Below are 15,623 nucleotides of genomic sequence, written 5' to 3' on the forward strand. Positions count from 1 at the left end.
CGACGTGGGAGGAAACAATGGCTGAATTCAGGATTGCGCCGGATCTGGTGGCGAGCGAAAATGAAAAGCGGGTGGCGGCACTGAAAGCTGATTACGGCGCATTGGGTGCGACGCTTGATCGGCGCGGCGTCGATATCGAAGCAATCACCCGCAAGGTTGCGGAATTTTTCGTCGCCGTTCCGTCCTGGGGTGTCGGCACCGGCGGCACGCGCTTTGCCCGTTTTCCCGGAACCGGCGAGCCGCGCGGCATCTTCGACAAGCTCGACGATTGCGCCGTCATCAACCAGCTGACGCAGGCGACGCCGAATGTCTCGCTGCATATTCCCTGGGACAAGGCGGATGCCAGGGAATTGAAGGCCAAGGGCGATGCGCTCGGCCTCGGCTTCGACGCAATGAATTCGAACACTTTTTCCGATGCGCCGGGACAGGCCCATTCCTACAAATACGGTTCGCTCAGCCATACGGATGCGGCAACGCGGGCGCAGGCGGTCGAGCACAATCTCGAATGCATCGAGATCGGCAAGGCGATCGGCTCGAAGGCGCTGACGGTGTGGATCGGCGACGGCTCGAACTTTCCCGGCCAGAGCAATTTTACAAGGGCGTTCGAGCGTTACCTCGCCTCGATGGCTGACATTTACAAGGCGCTGCCCGACGATTGGAAGCTCTTCACCGAGCACAAGATGTACGAGCCGGCCTTCTATTCGACGATCGTGCAGGACTGGGGCACCAACTACCTGATCGCCCAGACGCTCGGCCCGAAGGCCCATTGCCTCGTCGATCTCGGCCATCATGCACCGAACACCAATATCGAGATGATCGTCGCCCGGCTGATCCAGTTCGGCAAGCTCGGCGGCTTCCACTTCAACGATTCGAAATATGGTGATGACGATCTCGACGCCGGCGCGATCGATCCCTACCGGCTGTTCCTCGTCTTCAACGAGCTGGTCGATGCCGAGCAGCGTGGCGTCAACGACTTCAACCCGGCCCATATGATCGACCAGTCGCACAATGTCACCGATCCGATCGAGAGCCTGATCAACAGCGCCAACGAAATCCGCCGCGCCTATGCGCAGGCGCTGATCGTCGACCGCAAGGCGCTCGAGGGTTACCAGCAGGACAATGACGCGCTGATGGCGTCGGAAACGCTGAAGCGCGCCTATCGCGCCGATGTCGAGCCGATCCTCGCCGAAGCCCGGCGCCGGGCCGGCGGCGCGATCGACCCGATCGCCGCCTACCGCGCCAGCGGCTACCGCAACAAGGTGGCGGCCGAGCGCCCGGCTTCCGTTGCCGGCGGCGGCGGTATCATCTGAATTGCAAAGCTGAAAATAAAAGGATGACCGGCAGCGCGGATGACGCGCTGCCGGTCATTGCCGTTTACGGCTTCCAGGCGCCGGCGATCTGGCGGGTGGCGATGTTCAGCCGGTTCCAGACATTGATGTTGGCGATGGCGACGACGAGGGCTGCGAGGCTTCTGCCGTCGTAATGCCGGGTCGCTTCGTCCCAGATATCGTCCGGCACCGGGTCGGCGCGGTCGCTGGTGCGGGTCACGGCCTCGGTTAGCGCGAGGGCTGCCCGTTCGGCATCGCTGAAATAAGGCGTGTCGCGCCAGGCGCTGACGGCGAAGAGCCTTTCATCGGTCTCGCCGAGCTTCTTGGCGATGCGCGGATGCCCGTCGATGCAGACGCTGCAGCCGTTGATCTGGCTGGCGCGCAGATTGACGAGTTCGAGCAGCTTCGGTGAAAGGCCGGCCTCCGCCGGCACTTTGCCGAGCGCCGTCAGCGCCTGCATGGCCGCGGGAAGGACGAGGGCGGGATTTCCCATTCTCTCCTGCATGATATGTCTCCTTGATGCGTTTGCGGGTCGACCGATCCGCCGGCACTGTCACATCGGCCGGTTTCCATTCGTCATAGGTTTGACGGAACGCAGCGAAGGAATGTGACGGATGAACGAAAAAATATGGCTGGCTGATGAATTTGAGGCGAACCGGGCACATTTGCGCGCCGCCGCCTATCGCATGCTCGGCTCCCGCAGTGAGGCGGAGGACGCCGTTCAGGAGGCCTGGCTGCGGTTGAGCCGGGCCGATACGAGCGATGTCGGAAATCTCGGCGGTTGGCTGACGACGGTCGTGGCGCGTATCTGCCTCGACATCCTGCGGGCGCGCAAAAGCCGGCGCGAGGAGCCGCTGGATATGCCCGCTCATGCCGGGCTGGCCGATCCTGAGAAGGATCCGGAACGCGAGGCAGCCTTCGCCGATTCCGTCGGCCTGGCACTGCTCGTCGTGCTGCAGACGCTGGCGCCCGCCGAACGTGTCGCTTTCGTGCTGCACGACATGTTCGATCTGCCGTTCGATGAGATTGCGCCGATCATCGGCCGCTCATCCGCTGCCGCCCGACAGCTCGCAAGCCGCGCGCGCCGAAGGGTGCAGGGCGTGGACGAGGCGCCGGAGGTCGATTTTGCCCGCAAGCGGACGATCGCCGAGGCCTTTCTTGCCGCTTCCCGCAACAGCGATCTGGAGGCGTTGCTTGCTGTGCTCGCGCCCGACGTCGTCTTCCGGCCCGATGCGACGGCGGCCCGATATGGCATTGGCGAAATGCGCGGCGCGGCCGACGTGGCCCAGGCCTTCAAGGGCCGGGCACAGGCGGCGCAGATCGCCGTCGTGGACGGCGAAGTTGGATTTGTCGTTGATATTGGCGGTCAGATTCGCGTCGCGGTGACGCTGGCGATCGGCGATGACAGGATTGTTGCGATCGACGCGGTTGCCGATCCGGATCATCTGCAACGGATCAACTATTCGATCCTTCGGGACTGAAAGCGCGCTGATGTTGGAACCAGACCGGCTCGCTTCGGGGCGCCTCTGCGTTTGCGCCGTGGCGAGTCGGGTCATTTTCTGTGACAGATTCCTTGACAGCCATGAGCTTGGCCTTATTCTATTATACGGCCTCATATGTCATAATTACGGAATTGCTCAGGTGTGATTGTATGAGCCGCCATCTCTAGTTTCCCTCACTCTCCATAGCGACTTGGACGGATGGGCAGGGAGCGATTCCCAGACTTCGGAAGGAATACATATATGTCCGGCGACCAGATGAAGAAGCCGCTTCTCCTTACCAATGTCAAACCGGTCGCTTTCGGTGGGGGTACAGGCGAGAGGGTGATCGACATCCTCGTTGATGGCGAGGGCAGGATCGCTGAGATCGGGTCGTCGCTCGCGGTTTCCCAGGATGTGACGCGCATCGATGGCAAGGGTGCCTTCATCTCGCCAGGCTGGATCGACCTGCATGTGCATATCTGGCATGGCGGCACCGACATTTCGATCCGCCCCTCTGAATGCGGTCTCGAGCGCGGCGTGACGACGCTTGTCGATGCCGGGTCGGCCGGCGAGGCGAATTTCCACGGTTTCCGTGAATATATCATCGAGCTCTCGCGCGAGCGCATCAAGGCGTTTCTGAACCTCGGCTCGATTGGTCTTGTCGCCTGCAACCGCGTCGCTGAACTAAGGGACATCAGAGATATCGATCTCGACCGCATCCTCGAAGTCTATGCCGAAAACAGCGAGCATATCGTCGGCATTAAGGTGCGCGCCAGCCACGTCATCACCGGTTCCTGGGGTGTGACCCCGGTCAAACTCGGCAAGAAGATCGCCAAGATCCTCAAAGTGCCGATGATGGTGCATGTCGGCGAGCCGCCGGCGCTTTATGATGAAGTGCTCGAAATCCTCGGCCCCGGCGACGTCGTCACCCACTGCTTCAACGGCAAGGCCGGGTCGAGCATTATGGAGGACGAGGATCTCTTCAATCTCGCCGGGCGCTGCGCTTCGGAGGGCATCCGCCTCGACATCGGCCATGGCGGCGCCTCCTTCTCTTTCAAGGTGGCGGAAGCAGCGATCGCCCGCGGCCTGCTGCCCTTCTCGATCTCGACCGACCTGCACGGCCATTCGATGAATTTTCCGGTCTGGGACCTGGCGACGACGATGTCGAAGCTGCTCAGCGTCGGCATGCCCTTCGACAAGGTGGTTGACGCCGTCACCCATGCGCCGGCATCGGTCATCAAGCTGTCGATGGAGAACCTGCTTTCGGTCGGCGCGCAGGCGGAATTCACCATTTTCGACCTGGTCGATTCCGACCTCGAAGCGACGGATTCCAACGGCGATCTCTCGGTCTTGAACAAGCTGTTCGAGCCGCGCTATGCGGTGATGGGCGCCGAGGCCGTCACCGCCAGCCGCTACCTGCCGCGAGCGCGCAAGCTCGTGCGGCATAGCCATGGTTATTCCTACCGTTAGGATATACGGCGCCGGATTGATCAGAAATCCGTCCGAAAGGCGTGAGGTGCTTGGTGGTTCCAGGGATTTACGACAGTAAGTCCCGCGGCTTCAAAGGGGCTGACGTCGCGTGTTGCGACCATAAACCCCTTCGAAGCGGCGATGGCGGCGATATATCCGTCCGGAGTTGGAAATCCTTTGCCGCCCGCACGAGCCCCTGACGGCAAGATCGGCATAGTGTCGGGCCGCTTCCGCGTCGAATGACAACACGCGATCCTGAAACAGTTCGAGTATACCGCCGAGTGTTTCGGTTAGAGCCGTCTTGCGCCGACCGTCCGGCAGCGCGCCGATGCCAAACAGCAACTCGGCCAACGTCACACTCGACAAATACAAGGTTTCAGCGACCTGCTCGTTCAGCCATGACCGCACAGCCGAATGAGGGGTTGGTTTCATCGCCTCGGAAAGAACGTTCGTATCCAGAACGATCATTCAAACCTCAATGGCTCCGCCGGCGCCTTGTTGCGTAGCTGGTCGAGCCCTTCGAAATCATCATTGGACAGCCCTGACTGTCGACCGATTTCCGCCAACGCATCCCCCATGCGCATACGCTGCTCGGGTTTCACCGCATTTTCCAGGATGTCACGGACCTCCGCCTCGGTGCTGCGGCCGTGTATCGCCGCCCGCAGACGCAATGCGCGATGCACCTCATCGGGCACATTTCGAACTGTCAGAATGGCCATATTCAAACTCCGAATACGCTGTCAATGACAGCAATATAGCCATTATGCAGTCATGTCGCAATCAGGAGGCGCTAGCGGTTGCGCCAGCCCATCAGTTTTTCGATCTGCTCCGCCGAATTGCGCACATGCGCGGTATAGTGGTTCTCGTCGGAGAAGGCTTTCTGCTCCGGCAGCACGATGGAGATGGTGGCGACGCACTGGCCGTCGCGGTCGCAGATCGGCGAGGCGATGCAGGCGACCGCATAATCGGATTCCCCCGCCTGGATCGACAGGCGCGCCTCAAAGGCCTTGGCGGCGGCTTCCGATAGCGTGCTTGGATCGATCTCGGCGCGGCCGGTCGGCGACGAGCGGGCGCAGCGCTTGAACAGCTCGATGCGCTCCTGCTCCGGCAGATGGCCGACGAGCAGGCGGCCGGATGCTGTCCAGTTCAACGGCACCCGGGTGCCGACGCGGGATGCCACCTGGAAGTGGCTCGGGCCATCGGCCATGGCAAGCACCAGCATATAATCGCCGTCGCGGCCGCAGACCTGCACGGTTTCGCCGGCCTGGCGGCAGAGATCATGCATCTCGTGGGTGGCGATGCTCATGAAATCAAGCGACCGGGCATAGGCGAGGCCATAGTGATAAAGCCGCGCACCGAGCCAGATCGAACCATCAGCCTGACGTGTCAGCATGTTCTTCTCGACCAGATCGTCGACGATGACGTAAACGGTCGAAAGCGGCGCCTTCACCGCCTTGGCGATGGCATAGACGCCGGCCGGCGATCCCGTCTCATAGAGATGATCGATCACCTGAAGCGCCCGGTCGATGCCGCTGACGCGCGCGCGGCGCGCACCCTTGCCGGCGGCTTCGTCGGCATGGCCCTCATCTTCGGAGTAAACTGCGGGTGATGTCTTTCCGTCCAATTCATGCACCTCGTTAACACTGCGATCATGTTACATTACTATGGCATAGCGGTCGCTGTGGCAAATCGCAACATCTTGTAGGTTGATCGTGCGGGCGGGTGCGCCAGCGATGGAAGCCCTGGGGAAACTCATGGATTATTCTTCAGCCACCGCCATCCCCGCAGCCCACTGATCATAAGAAGACTCGTCAGCACTTGCATCAGCGACATTGTTAGAAATGCCGCAGTCATTTCAGGTTCGTATCCGTTTCGCACGAATATCCAAGCCCACAAACCCTACCCAAGGCATGCAGCAAAACCATCGCAACCGAGAATGGCAACAACCCCAGCTTGCCGCTGCGTATGCGCAGGCCCGTCAAGATTAACAAAGCTCCGACGAGGATTTCGATGCCAGAGCGCAAATCAAAAATTTGGGATTCTAAATAGGGGCTCAGAACATAGGAAATGCCCAGCAGAAAAGTGGGTAACCCGGCCATTCTGGTCACATAAATAGCGCTCTCTCTGTCCCTGACACGTGGCCATAAGCCATGAGGCTGCACTGATCCGTCAGTTGTCATTTCGGTGTCTCATTGGGCAATGCGTGTAATGCCTCGCCATTACAACCATGCTTGAGGTCTGTCGAGGAGGATTCTGAATTCGGGCGCGATGGCGCTCGAAATCGGACGCCGTCCCGATGGCGACGAGAACTGATGTCTCGACGTGAGGTCATTTGAATCCGAAAACGATGCAGTCGTAATCCCGCTTGGAACAACAAGCCGCAGCCTGAGTTTGACCCCGAACCCAGGAGGTCATGATGACGAATTATCCGACACCGCCTTTCCCGTCCCAGAAACAGCCCATGCCCGGTTTTACCGCACAGATGGATCCCGTTCCCGATCATGGCGAGAAAAGCTATCGCGGTTCCGACCGGTTGAAGGGTAAGCGGGCGATCATCACCGGCGGCGATAGCGGCATCGGCCGGGCGGTGGCGATCGCCTATGCCAGGGAGGGCGCCGACTTGGTGATTTCCTACCTGGACGAGGATGAGGATGCCGACGAGACGAAGCGGCTCGTCGAACAGGCCGGACGCAAGGCCGTGCTCGTCAGCGGCGATATCCAGGATCCGGCTCATTGCCGGCAGATCGTCGACACGGCGGTCAAGGAGCTCGGCGGTATCGACATTCTCGTCAACAATGCCGCGCATCAGGCAAGCTTCAAGAGCATCGACGAGATCAGCGACGAGGAGTGGGAACTGACCTTCAAGGTCAACATCCACGCGATGTTCTACCTGACCAAGGCTGCCGTCCCCCATATGAAGCCCGGCAGCGCCATCATCAATACGGCCTCGATCAACTCCGACAGTCCGAATCCGACATTGCTCGCCTATGCGACGACCAAGGGGGCGATCCAGAATTTCACCGCCGGCCTCGCCCAGCTGCTGGCCGAGAAAGGCATTCGCGCCAACGCCGGCCGGGGCCGATCTGGACGCCGCTCATTCCCTCAACGCTTCCTGAGGAAAGCGTCAGCAATTTCGGCAAGCAGGTGCCGATGAAACGGCCGGGCCAGCCGGCCGAGCTCGCAACAGCCTACGTGATGCTGGCCGATCCTTTGTCCAGCTATGTCTCCGGCACGACAATCGCGGTCACCGGCGGCAAGCCGATCCTTTGATGCCGGTTACCCGGAACTGGCGGTTCGGGTTCAAACACGTGCATGAAAGGACGAACTGAAGCGTGTCCTTCTGACCTGATGCGACCCGCTTCAGCGCGGCCTGCCGTAACCGCCGCCGGTCGGCGTCGTGACGATCACGGCGTCGCCGGCGGCGAGCATTGCCTGATCGCAGCCTGCGAGCCCTTCGCTGGTGCCGTCTGCGCGACGGATCTCGGTTTTCCCCAACTGCCCGTCTTCCCCGCCGAACAGGCCGAACGGCCGGATCGTTCGATGCGAGGAGAGAATGCTGCAATCCATCATTTCCAGAAAGCGAATGGTACGCTCGGTGCCGCCGCCGGAACTATACTGCCCCTTGCCGCCTGAGCCGCGGCGGATGTGGAAATCTTCCAGCACGACAGGAAACCGAAATTCCAGCACTTCAGGGTCGGTCAGCCGCGAATTGGTCATGTGCGTGTGCACGCCGTCGGCGCCGTCGAAGCCCGTACCGTCATTGAGCCGGCCGGCGGGGCCGCCGGCGCAGATTGTCTCGTAATATTGGTAGGTTGCGTTGCCGAATGTCAGGTTGTTCATCGAACCCTGGGCTGCCGCGAGCGTGCCGAGTGCTCCGAATAGGGCATTGGTCACATGCTGGCTGGTCTCGACATTGCCGGCAACGACGGCGGCCGGATAGGCCGGGCGCAGCATCGAACCATCCGGCACGATGATCCTGATCGGCCGCAGGCAGCCGGCATTCATCGGGATCGGCTGCTCGACCATGACACGGAAGACATAGAGCACGGCAGCGCGGGTCACCGGTTCCGGCGCATTGAAATTGGTCGGCTGCTGCGCGCTCGTGCCGGTGAAATCGACGGTCGCCTCACGCGCCAGCCGGTCGACGGTGATCTTCACCTTGATGACGGCGCCCTGATCGGTGGGATAGGTGAATTCGCTGTCGCTCAAGCGGGCGATCACCCGGCGAACGCTCTCCTCGGCATTGTCCTGCACATGGCCCATATAGGCTTCGACGACGTCGAGCCCGAAATGAGCGACCATTTTGCGCAATTCCCAAACGCCCTTTTCATTGGCGGCGATCTGCGCCTTCACGTCGGCGAGGTTCTGGGCGGGGTTGCGGGCGGGATAAGGATGATCCTTCAGCATCGCCGCGAATTCAGCTTCGCGAAAACGACCTTCTTCGACCAGCAGGAAATTGTCGATCAGCACGCCTTCCTCGTCGACCTTCGTTGCCCGCGGCGTCATCGAGCCCGGCGCCTTGCCGCCGATATCGGCATGATGGCCGCGCGAGGCGACGTAAAAGAGAATGGTCTCTCCGGTATGGTCGAAAACAGGTGTGACGACGGTGATGTCGGGCAGGTGCGTGCCGCCATTATAGGGAGCGTTGAGCGCGAAGACGTCGCCCGGGCGGATGCGGCCCTCGTTGAGGCGGATGATGGTTTCGACCGAACGGTCCATGGAGCCGAGATGCACCGGCATGTGCGGCGCATTCGCGACAAGGGCGCCGGTGCGGTCGAAGACGGCGCAGGAGAAATCGAGCCGTTCCTTGATGTTGACCGAATGGGCCGTGTTCTGCAGCGTCACGCCCATCTGTTCGGCGATCGCCATGAAGAGGTTGTTGAAGACTTCGAGCATGACGGGGTCGGCATTCGTGCCGATGGCGGCATTGCGTGCCAGCGCGATTTCGCGGGTGAGGACGATATGGTCGTGGCCGGTGAGCCTTGCCTGCCAGCCGGGTTCGACGACGATCGTCTGATGCGGTTCGATGACGAGCGCGGGGCCCTTGATGATGGCGCCAGGCTTCAGTGCACCGCGTTCGAAAATACCGGCCTCATGCCATGCACCGCCGGAAAAGATGCGGGTCGTGCGCAGCGCTCGCGGTACGAAGGCTTCCGCCCGTGTCACCGTTTCCTCGATGTTGGCGCCGCCCCCAATGCCCTCGACTTCGATGGAGTCGACGACAACAGGACGGTCTTCGAAGATAAAGCCGAACTGCTTCTTGTGGGCGATGGCGAAGACTTGCACCATCTCTTCCTGTGGCCCGAAGGCGACCGGCAGGGCGGTGTCGGTGCCCTTGTATTGCAGGTGCAGGCGGGTGACGATCTCCATATCGGCAGCCTCGACGCCCTGCAGCGCCAACTCCTCGCGGACATCTTTCTCCAGTTCAGCCCTGATGCCGCCAATCGTCGCCAGCGCCTCGGCAATCTCCGTCAGCACTGCGCGCTGGCGCGTGGCGCGTATATCGGCAAGCCCCATGCCATAGGCCGAGAGGATGCCGGAAAACGGATGGATCAACACGGTTTTCATGCCGAGGCTGTCGGCGACGAGGCAGGCATGCTGGCCGCCGGCGCCGCCGAAGCAGGTGAGCGCATAGCCGGAAACGTCATAGCCGCGCTGGACGGAGATCTTCTTGATGGCATTGGCCATGTTCTCGACGGCGATGGCGAGGAAGCCGTCGGCTACGTCTTCCGCCGTGAGCCCACCGCCGATCGTCTCTGCCATCTCGGCAAAGGCGGCGCGCACCGCCTCGGCATCCAGCGGCTGGTCCTGCTCCGGCCCGAAAATCGCAGGGAAGAATTCCGGCAGCAGCTTGCCGGTCATGATGTTGGCGTCGGTGACGGCAAGCGGGCCGCCACGGCGATAGGATTTCGGGCCGGGCGTGGCGCCGGCCGATTCCGGGCCGACTCGGAAGCGCGAACCGTCATAACTCAGGATCGAGCCGCCGCCGGCAGCGACGGTGTGGATCTTCATCATCGGCGCGCGCATCCGCACGCCGGCCACTTCAGTCTCGAAGGCGCGTTCCAATTCACCGTCGTAATGCGAAACGTCGGTCGAGGTGCCGCCCATATCGAAGCCGATCATCCTGTTGAAACCGGCAATGCGTGAGACCTCGACCGCGCCGACGACCCCGCCAGCAGGACCCGAGAGGATCGCGTCCTTGCCCTGGAAGAGATGCGCGTCGGTCAGCCCGCCGGAGGACTGCATGAACATCAATTTCGGGCCTTGTCCCTCGACAGCGCCGAGCTCGGCTGCGACCTGATCGACATAGCGCCTCAGAACCGGAGACAGATAGGCATCGACGACGGCGGTATCACCGCGGCCGACGAGCTTGATCAGCGGTGAAACCACATGCGAGGGCGAGATCTGGGTGAAGCCGATCGCGCGCGCGATGGCGGCGGCCCGCTGCTCGTGCTCGGGGTAGCGATAGGCGTGCATGAAGACGATGGCGACGGCGCGCAGCCCTTGGGAATAGGCAGCTTCCAGCGCTTGCCGCAAATTTTCCTCGTCGAGCGGGCGTTCCACGGTGCCGTCGGCCAGCACGCGCTCGTCGGCCTCGATGACATCGGCATAGAGCAGTTCCGGCTTGACGATCTTCTTGGCGAAGATATCGGCGCGGGCCTGGTAGCCGATCTCCAGCGCGTCGCGAAAACCCTTGGTCGTCACCAGGAGGGTCGGGTCGCCCTTGCGCTCCAGCAGCGCATTGGTGGCGACCGTCGTTCCCATCTTCACCGCGCCGATGAGCTTGGAAGGGACCGGATCATCGGCTTTGAGGCCGAGCAACTCGCGAATGCCGTGCACCGCCGGGTCGCGATAGGCTTCCGGATTTTCCGAGAGCAGCTTGTGGGCAATGAGTGAGCCGTCCGGGCGCCGGGCGACGATATCGGTGAACGTGCCGCCGCGATCGATCCAGAAATCCCACTGTCCGCCCATCGTCCGGCCTCCTGTTGAACTGAAAATTTATTGACGATTTATCGATAAAATGTCAACGTTTCTCGTCTTGGATCGCGGAGGTGTTGATAATGGCGGAAGGGCGTGGACGACAGGAGATCGGGCCGATCGTCTCCTCCGCACATCTGGCCGATGGCGCGCTTCCTGTACTCTCGGAGCTGGAATTCGGCCTGATCCTCGCGAGCAATGCCTTCGACCGCTGGATGGTGCGCTGCATGACAGCGGCGGGCGAACCGGGCTGCGCCGCAATCGACGTGCTGGTGCTGCATTCGGTGGCTCACCGGCAGCGGCCGAAGCGGCTCGGCGACCTTTGCAGCGTGCTCGGCGTCGAGGATGCGCATGTGGTGATTTATGCGATCAAGAAACTGGAAAAGCGCGGTCTGGTGAAAAGCACGCGGGCGGGCAAGGAAAAGTTGATTACCGCCACCGACAAAGGCCTTGAAACCTGCCTGAAATATCGCGCCGTGCGCGAAGCGCTGCTAGTGGATTCGGTCAGAGGGCTTGGGCTCGATCCGGCGGCGACATCGGCAGTGGCGGCGACCCTCAGGGCTCTTTCCGGCCATTATGATCAAGCAGCAAGGGCCGCCGCCTCTTTATGACGACAGCCCTTGTCGGGGGCAGGGAGAGATCCCCCGGTATTCAGAAAGTTGTTTCAGCCGAAGCAGGGCATCGCCGGCAGGTTGGCGCGGCTTGCGAGTGCTCCGATCATTTTGCCGACCGGCGTCGGGCGCGGTTCGCGTTTGCCGGCAGCCGTCTCCAGGAGTTGCTTGAAATCTTCAAGTCTCACGCCGTCGGCGCGCAATACCATGGCGATCAGGGGGTCGCGAAGGGCTTCGGATATCGTCAGGTCGTCTCTGGTCTTTCTCATGGCTTGTCCTCCTTTCGTGGGCGGTCGCCCGTGTTCCACTTTGCGCCGCCAAGCTCTCGGCATTGACTTTGGCGGTCTGTGGTGTTACCGGTAAGTAACAATGCAGTTGTTACCGATCGGTCACATTGATGTCAAGGACTTCGTCCGCAAAAAAATCAGAAACTTCGAGTGAAATCTCCGCCGCCGTTCCAGAAGATCGCATCCCTCCGCGGGAGCGCATCGTCTCGACCGCCTCGGAGCTTTTCCGCGAACACGGCATTCGCGGCATCGGCGTCGATGCCATCGCCGATGCGGCATCGACCAACAAGATGACGCTTTACCGGCATTTCGGCTCGAAGGACGAGCTCGTCTGCGAGACGCTGCGCCGCGCGTCCGAAAAGGCGGATGCCATCTGGCGGGATCTGGAGGCGGCCCATCCCGGCGATCCCAGCGCCCAGCTGGACGTCTGGGTCGAGATGCGGGCGCAGTGTCTGAACGGCGAGCCCGCCGGCTGCGATCTCGCCAATGCCGCCATCGAACTCAAGGGCGAGGGCCATCCCGCCCACGAGATGATCGAGCGGCACAAGGCTGAACAGCGCGATCGCCTGGCTGCGCTCTGTTCGGCAGCCGGTGCGCGCGAACCTCAACTTCTTGCCGATACGCTGACGCTGCTGCTCGAAGGCGCGCGAGTCAGCCGCCAGGCGATGGGTGCCGCCAGCTGTTGCGGTCATTTCGCCAAGGCCTGCAGGGCGGCGATCGCCTCTTTCACCTGACCTCCGGGGAACCTTACCGCCTCCATGCCGTTTTTCCATCACCGGAAGGCGATGTGGAGGCAGAGATGAACTACGTCTATCTCAAGCGCCTATATGCCAGACGCGCCGAGCTCGAAGCCAAGCTGGAGCTTCACGATGCGCGCTATTGTTTCGGCGAGGAAGAGGTCGATGACGGCACTGACAGCGATCTGCGTCAGCGATTGAGCGAGGTCTCCGACGAGATCGCCGCCCTGGAGAACAGAGCGGCTACTGCCTGGCGCTGAGGATTTCCATCGTCCGCTCGTCGAATTGTCCCTCATAGAAACGCTCGATCGCCCGGTGGAAAGGCGAGCCGTGATCGCTGATCGCGGCAAACAGCGTCATCGATGAGCGCAGCTTGAAGTCATCGGGCGAGCCGAGGATGTCATGCGCCGATCGGCCGTCGACCGATAAAATCGCCTCGACGCAGCGCAGCAGCCGGCTTGAAAGAATGGGGTGGGCGAGATAGGCAGCGGCTTCCTCGGCCGAACGGATCGCATATTTCTCCGCCATCGCCGACGTGCCGAGACCTGATATCTGCGGGAAGATGAACCACATCCAGTGGGACGTCTTGCGCCCGGCTTTGAGCTCGGAGAGCGCCTGTTGGTAGATGCCGTTCTGGGCTTCGACGAAGCGGTCGAGGTTAAAGTCGATATCACCGGCCATGGTTCTTTTCCCTTTTCCTGCTGTCTTGCAGCCTGGGCCAAGGGGTTCCATGCCCGGCGAAGCTTTCAGCCCGGCGAAGTAGCTGGGCTGTCAGCAGACCCTTTCAGCGTAGGGGCTGCTGTCGCGGCAATGGCCGTAAGGCGGATGATGCGGCGTGTTATCGCCGGCTGGGGCGGCAATCGCCGATGTCGTCATCGGATCGGTATTGCCGGAAGAATATGCGGCAAAACCCGCAAAGCTCAAGACAAGCAATGCGCCGACAACGACAACGCGCTCAAAACCCGACAGTTTCTGGGCACTGACATGTTCCGCATAATCGCGCTCGCCGGCGCCGGCCGTTTCGTCCTCTTTCACGTGGACGGTCACCATATCTTGGTGACGGTTTAAAGTTTCACAATCTGTCATCTAATTACTCCTGCAACACATGCAGAGTCGCGTCCCGAGAGTAAACTCACACCCTCGCGCCGCATCCTACTCCAAATGCGAGCATCATGTGTGTCTTCAATCGCGGCAATTGAAGGGGCGATCTGCAAACGCAGTGTTCAAAAAATCGAACTAATCGATGCAAAATATCGTGAAGCTCTGGCTCGTCGAAATGATCCGCGGTAATCCGGAGGGATATTTCCTCTGGATGGTCCCATGAGCAAATCCTTCGGCGCCATGACGGTCGCCCAGCTTTCCGTCCTCATTCAAGGCGGCGCAGCCGATCCGGTCGATGTGGCAGAGGCCGTCTTCGACGCCATCGCGAATTACGCCGACAAGGCTGTGTTCACCACACTGCTTGAAGACCGGGCGATGGAAGAGGCGCGCGCGTCTTCCGGACGGCTGCGGCAAGGGCGCTCGCTCGGACTGCTGGACGGTATTCCGATCGCCTGGAAAGATCTTTTCGACATCGAAGGGGTGACGACGACGGCAGGCTCTGTTGTCCTGGCAGGGGATGCGCCGGCCGAGCGGGATGCGGCCGTCGTCGATTTGCTGGGGAATGCCGGCATGATCGCCATCGGCCGCACCAATATGAGCGAGTTCGCCTTCTCCGGCCTCGGCATCAATCCGCATTACGGCACACCGGTCAATCCGCGCAGTTCCGACCGCCCGCGCATCCCCGGCGGCTCCTCCTCCGGCGCCGGTGTGGCCGTCGCCGCTGGATTGGTCCCGGTCGCGATGGGCACGGATACCGGCGGGTCGGTGCGCATTCCCGCCGCCCTCAACGGCATCGTCGGCTACAAGGCGACACGCGGCCGCCATGCGATGGACGGTGTCTATCCGCTGGCGAAAAGCCTGGATTCGTTGGGACCGCTCTGCCGCACCGTCAAGGATGCGGTCTGGATCGATGCGGCGATGCGCGGCCTGACGGCGCCCGCTGTCGCTGAGCGGCGCTTGCAGGGGCAGGAATTGCTCGTGCCTGAAAACATCGTCTTCGATGGGGCCGAACCGGGTGTCGTCGTCGCCTTCGAAGCGGCCCTGGAGCGCCTTCAAAGGGCAGGTGTTCGGGTTTTGCGCATCACCATCCCCGCTTTCGACGCAATCATCGATCTGCTGACGACGTACGGCCCGCTGGTGACTGCGGAAGCCTATGCCCTTCATCAGGAGCGGCTGTCAGGTCCGGAAGCGGACCGCATGGATCATCGCGTCGTCCTGCGCACCCGCTTGGGAGCGAGGACGACGGCGCCGCATTACATGTCGATTCTCGAGGCTCGTCGCCGGCTGATCGCCGATGTCGACCGCCTGGTCGGCGACCGACTGATCGCCTTTCCGACCGTCGCCCATGTGGCGCCGCCGATCGCGCCGCTGGAACAGGATGACGAGCTCTTTTTTGCCACGAACAACAAGACGTTGCGCAATACGATGTTCGGCAATTTCCTCGACTGGTGCGGCGTCTCCGTCCCCTGCGGCACGGGCGAGGCCGGCATGCCGGTCGGCCTGTTGTTGTCGGCAACAGCGCGCCGCGACGAGGCGCTGCTCGGGGCGGCTCTTGCCGCCGAGTCGATCATCCGCGGCGATTTCGCCTGATCGACAATTGAACCGACAGGCGTTTATTGCCATTGATGGC

15 protein-coding genes and 2 pseudogenes are annotated in these 15,623 nt (G+C 61.7%); 8 read left to right on the plus strand and 9 right to left on the minus strand.

What is annotated here, in order from left to right; translation table 11 throughout:
- Positions 1 to 17: 17 nt before the first annotated feature.
- Entirely contained in the window at positions 18 to 1,310 is a 1,293-nt protein-coding gene (rhaI, locus tag N2597_RS29925) for an L-rhamnose catabolism isomerase (RefSeq protein WP_183598067.1), read from the plus strand.
- Positions 1,311 to 1,374: 64 nt separating this feature from the next.
- Here the strand turns inward: rhaI and N2597_RS29930 are convergent, their stop codons facing one another.
- Positions 1,375 to 1,833, minus strand: a complete 459-nt coding sequence (locus N2597_RS29930; protein WP_183598069.1) for a carboxymuconolactone decarboxylase family protein — start codon at positions 1,831 to 1,833, stop codon at positions 1,375 to 1,377.
- Between the two features lie 109 nt (positions 1,834 to 1,942).
- Here N2597_RS29930 and N2597_RS29935 point away from each other — a divergent pair, with 109 nt between their 5' ends.
- Together N2597_RS29935 and N2597_RS29940 are read left to right on the plus strand one after the other, a co-directional pair.
- Positions 1,943 to 2,809 (plus strand): sigma-70 family RNA polymerase sigma factor, encoded by an 867-nt coding sequence (locus tag N2597_RS29935; RefSeq protein WP_077989665.1) that lies wholly within the window; start codon positions 1,943 to 1,945, stop codon positions 2,807 to 2,809.
- A 261-nt stretch (positions 2,810 to 3,070) separates the two neighbouring features.
- Entirely contained in the window at positions 3,071 to 4,279 is a 1,209-nt protein-coding gene (locus N2597_RS29940; protein WP_183598072.1) for an amidohydrolase/deacetylase family metallohydrolase, read from the plus strand.
- Positions 4,280 to 4,299: 20 nt separating this feature from the next.
- On the opposite strand, the pseudogene N2597_RS29945 reads toward N2597_RS29940, so the two are convergent.
- From N2597_RS29945 to N2597_RS29960, 4 genes and pseudogenes are all read right to left on the minus strand, one after another.
- Positions 4,300 to 4,747 (minus strand): annotated as a pseudogene (locus N2597_RS29945) (PIN domain-containing protein).
- Positions 4,744 to 4,998: a FitA-like ribbon-helix-helix domain-containing protein gene (locus tag N2597_RS29950; protein WP_183598074.1), complete on the minus strand. Its 255-nt coding sequence runs from the start codon at positions 4,996 to 4,998 to the stop codon at positions 4,744 to 4,746. The pseudogene N2597_RS29945 and the gene N2597_RS29950 overlap by 4 nt, the downstream one beginning before the upstream one ends.
- 71 nt (positions 4,999 to 5,069) lie before the next feature.
- Positions 5,070 to 5,903, minus strand: a complete 834-nt coding sequence (locus N2597_RS29955; RefSeq protein WP_183598076.1) for an IclR family transcriptional regulator — start codon at positions 5,901 to 5,903, stop codon at positions 5,070 to 5,072.
- 226 nt (positions 5,904 to 6,129) lie between these two features.
- Positions 6,130 to 6,459: a hypothetical protein gene (locus tag N2597_RS29960; protein WP_183598078.1), complete on the minus strand. Its 330-nt coding sequence runs from the start codon at positions 6,457 to 6,459 to the stop codon at positions 6,130 to 6,132.
- Between the two features lie 236 nt (positions 6,460 to 6,695).
- Between N2597_RS29960 and N2597_RS29965 the strand changes: the two are divergent.
- A pseudogene (locus N2597_RS29965) lies at positions 6,696 to 7,549 on the plus strand (SDR family oxidoreductase).
- 90 nt (positions 7,550 to 7,639) lie between these two features.
- On the opposite strand, the gene N2597_RS29970 reads toward N2597_RS29965, so the two are convergent.
- On the minus strand, positions 7,640 to 11,251 hold the full coding sequence (locus tag N2597_RS29970) for a hydantoinase B/oxoprolinase family protein (RefSeq protein WP_183598080.1): 3,612 nt from the start codon (positions 11,249 to 11,251) through the stop codon (positions 7,640 to 7,642).
- An 89-nt stretch (positions 11,252 to 11,340) separates the two neighbouring features.
- On the opposite strand from N2597_RS29970, the gene N2597_RS29975 reads away from it, so the two are divergent.
- Positions 11,341 to 11,868, plus strand: a complete 528-nt coding sequence (locus tag N2597_RS29975) for a winged helix DNA-binding protein (RefSeq protein ID WP_183598082.1) — start codon at positions 11,341 to 11,343, stop codon at positions 11,866 to 11,868.
- 53 nt (positions 11,869 to 11,921) lie between these two features.
- On the opposite strand, the gene N2597_RS29980 is transcribed toward N2597_RS29975, so the two are convergent.
- Positions 11,922 to 12,137, minus strand: coding sequence for a hypothetical protein (locus N2597_RS29980; RefSeq protein WP_183598084.1), 216 nt, complete (start codon positions 12,135 to 12,137; stop codon positions 11,922 to 11,924).
- A 128-nt stretch (positions 12,138 to 12,265) separates the two neighbouring features.
- Between N2597_RS29980 and N2597_RS29985 the strand changes: the two genes are divergently transcribed.
- Both N2597_RS29985 and N2597_RS29990 read left to right on the plus strand, forming a co-directional pair.
- On the plus strand, positions 12,266 to 12,889 hold the full coding sequence (locus tag N2597_RS29985; RefSeq protein WP_009994566.1) for a TetR/AcrR family transcriptional regulator: 624 nt from the start codon (positions 12,266 to 12,268) through the stop codon (positions 12,887 to 12,889).
- Positions 12,890 to 12,954: 65 nt separating this feature from the next.
- Positions 12,955 to 13,152, plus strand: coding sequence for a hypothetical protein (locus tag N2597_RS29990; protein WP_096763531.1), 198 nt, complete (start codon positions 12,955 to 12,957; stop codon positions 13,150 to 13,152).
- On the opposite strand, the gene N2597_RS29995 is transcribed toward N2597_RS29990, so the two are convergent.
- On the minus strand, positions 13,136 to 13,573 hold the full coding sequence (locus tag N2597_RS29995; protein ID WP_106795763.1) for a DUF1810 domain-containing protein: 438 nt from the start codon (positions 13,571 to 13,573) through the stop codon (positions 13,136 to 13,138). The genes N2597_RS29990 and N2597_RS29995 overlap by 17 nt on opposite strands.
- Before the next feature lie 90 nt (positions 13,574 to 13,663).
- On the minus strand, positions 13,664 to 13,942 hold the full coding sequence (locus tag N2597_RS30000; protein WP_170961481.1) for a hypothetical protein: 279 nt from the start codon (positions 13,940 to 13,942) through the stop codon (positions 13,664 to 13,666).
- Positions 13,943 to 14,212: 270 nt separating this feature from the next.
- On the opposite strand from N2597_RS30000, the gene N2597_RS30005 reads away from it, so the two are divergent.
- Positions 14,213 to 15,583: an amidase gene (locus N2597_RS30005; protein WP_183598086.1), complete on the plus strand. Its 1,371-nt coding sequence runs from the start codon at positions 14,213 to 14,215 to the stop codon at positions 15,581 to 15,583.
- Positions 15,584 to 15,623 lie beyond the last annotated feature (40 nt).

This window comes from Rhizobium sophoriradicis, from assembly GCF_025200795.1.
Taxonomy (GTDB): domain Bacteria; phylum Pseudomonadota; class Alphaproteobacteria; order Rhizobiales; family Rhizobiaceae; genus Rhizobium; species Rhizobium sophoriradicis.